Raw genomic sequence first — 2,367 nt, forward strand, 5'->3', positions numbered from 1 at the left:
CGCAACGTGGCTGCTCACGGAATGCGATGAGGATGGACTGGCGTTTGGGCTGGCAGACCTTGGATTTGGCACACCTGAACTTGGGTATGTCAGCCTCGATGAACTCGCAGAAATCAGGATGATGGGCGGTGCCGTTGGCATCGAGCAAGACCTGTCGTTTGTCCCAACCCAATCGCTGTCAGAGTATGCGGCAGAGGCGAAGCGGCTGGGCGGCATCAAGGCCTAAGCCAACTCACTAATAGTGAAGCCCCGTAGAGCAATCTGCGGGGCTTTTCATTCAACTAAATATGTGATGACAAATTCATCACAACGCGCAGGCTTGGCGCTCATCAAGCAATACGAAGGGGTCGAATTAAAAGCCTACAAATGCCCTGCTGGCGTATGGACCATTGGCTACGGCAGAACTACGAACGTCAAAGCAGGAGATACCTGCACACAGGCTCAGGCTGATGCATGGCTGATCGCTGAGTATGACGGCTTTGAACGCAACGTGCTGGGACTGGTAAAGGTCAAACTGACAGCAAACCAGACAGGCGCTCTCGTGTCCTTTGCTTACAATGTGGGCGTTGGCGCTCTCAGAGGCTCTACGCTGCTCAGAAAGCTAAATGCAGGGGATTTTGGCGGTGCTGCTGAGCAATTCCTCGTCTGGAACAAAGCGGGCGGCAAAGTGCTGGCTGGCCTTGTGAAGCGCCGTGCCGCTGAGCGCACTTTGTTCACATCTTGACTTAACCCGCGCCGATACCGCACCCGTGAATGCGGAATATGCCTGTGGGGGAATTCGTGAAAAAATCCATCAGTGCGCTGGCACTTGCTATGCTTTCAGTCGCTACGCCTGCGACGGCGCAAAACACACTTTTGCCAGCAGGGAAGTGGTTCTGCCGAGCAAATACGCTCATCATGTGTAATGATGACGGGACATGCACTAAGCGACCTTCAAATGTCTCTGATATAGTTGATTTTACCAACGACTCGATCACCAGCCTGAATGTCGGCGGTAAAGTATCACCGCTAAAGCACGTTGACGCCCTTGGTGATACAATCGTGTTTTCAAATTGGGTTGGCAATGTGTTCACAATCGAGGAGGTTAAAAATAACGGTATTGTCAATTACCGCTTCAAGGTAATTCTTTTCTTAGGTGATCCGCTCATCCACGTCGGAACTTGCAATCCAATGTAGCCAACTGAAAGCCCGCAACTGTCGTGTCAGGAGCGGGCTTCGTTATGGGTGTTATTCAGGGTCAAAGAGGTCAGCGAGCATCCTGAAATGGGCTGCAATCTGCTTCTCCTTACCCTGTAGCGGCGCAGGCGCGATTTTAACCGCGCTGGGGTTAACGGTGAGCGGCTTCGGCCCCTGATATGCCTGTATCGCGCCGTTCGCCTGAACGTCTTTCGTCTCGCTGATGAAATTGAGGCCAATTGCTGGGCCTTGATGTTCCTGGACTTGCTGACCGCCTACGAGTTTGACGAGGAATGTAGGGGTGCCGCTGCCCTTGCTTAGCCCATAGACGCCAAGCTGCTGCACAAGGACGCCTGCGATACGCATGAAGCGGTTTATGTCTGGCTCGAACGCCAAGGGGAAAAAGACACTGACGAACTGACCGCTTTTGCGCTCTGTGTCAGCAACGAGGAAGTGCCAAGGCATCTGCTTGAGGGCATTGAGCAATTCGACCTCGTAGCGCTTCTCGTATTCAAGGACGACGCCAGTTAGGGCCTGAACGCTCTGGTTGTTGTGCTTCCCTGCTGGGTCATATGCAGTCATTGACCAATAAGCTGGAAGTGATGCGTCATGCGGCAAAAGGTCACATACGGATTGAAGTGCGGCACGTATCTCGTGTTGCTCAGCTTCAATGTCTAATGATGGTTTGATTTCAGTTGTGGCTTTGAAGCCTGTGAGTTGTGTTTTCATTTGAAAATATCCTGTTTAACAAACGCGGCAAAGCGCCTCGCTTTCAAGGATATTTATCGGCAGACGTGTTTTCGGGCGTTCTTAGCCCTGTTTCTTGTAGAAATCCCTCAGTATCTCTTCCTCAAGTTCCGTAATGAATGGCACTGGATATGGATCATTCAGCAGCTTCAAGATCGTCTCAAGGTGTTGATGGTCTTCTGGAATGCGGAATATCAGTTTGCGTATCTTCATCGCTTTATCAGCTTCCCTATGTCAGCCATGCCCTTGCTGCCTGCGATTGAGCCAAGGATGATGAACACGACGTTCCAGAAATCCTGAGGGAAAGCAGCCAGCGCGCCTGCGTATGCGAGCAGTGTGGCGGTGTTGAACCAGCCAACCACGAAGAGGACGACGAGAAGGAAGAACGCGCAAGGTCTGACCCATCTCATAATTCCGGTCGCGATGCCGTCATTGTCTGCCAGC

5 protein-coding genes are annotated in these 2,367 nt (G+C 52.1%); 3 read left to right on the forward strand and 2 right to left on the reverse strand.

From position 1 onward, the window contains the following. From OKA11_RS24180 to OKA11_RS24190, 3 genes are all read left to right on the forward strand, one after another. The coding region (locus OKA11_RS24180) for a DUF2958 domain-containing protein (RefSeq protein WP_267225143.1) at nucleotides 1-226 on the forward strand (226 nt) is incomplete at its 5' end. A 93-nt stretch (nucleotides 227-319) separates the two neighbouring features. After that, nucleotides 320-724: a lysozyme gene (locus tag OKA11_RS24185; protein WP_240511613.1), complete on the forward strand. Its 405-nt coding sequence runs from the start codon at nucleotides 320-322 to the stop codon at nucleotides 722-724. A gap of 56 nt (nucleotides 725-780) precedes the next feature. Next, nucleotides 781-1,176, forward strand: coding sequence for a hypothetical protein (locus OKA11_RS24190; protein ID WP_143840540.1), 396 nt, complete (start codon nucleotides 781-783; stop codon nucleotides 1,174-1,176). Between the two features lie 51 nt (nucleotides 1,177-1,227). Here OKA11_RS24190 and OKA11_RS24195 read toward each other — a convergent pair whose 3' ends face one another. After that, on the reverse strand, nucleotides 1,228-1,905 hold the full coding sequence (locus OKA11_RS24195; protein WP_267225147.1) for a hypothetical protein: 678 nt from the start codon (nucleotides 1,903-1,905) through the stop codon (nucleotides 1,228-1,230). 227 nt (nucleotides 1,906-2,132) lie between these two features. After that, on the reverse strand, nucleotides 2,133-2,367 hold a 235-nt coding region (locus OKA11_RS24200; protein ID WP_267225149.1), incomplete at its 5' end, for a hypothetical protein.

Origin of the sequence: Novosphingobium clariflavum, from assembly GCF_026420865.1 — a bacterium.
GTDB classification, from domain to species: Bacteria; Pseudomonadota; Alphaproteobacteria; order Sphingomonadales; family Sphingomonadaceae; genus Novosphingobium; species Novosphingobium clariflavum.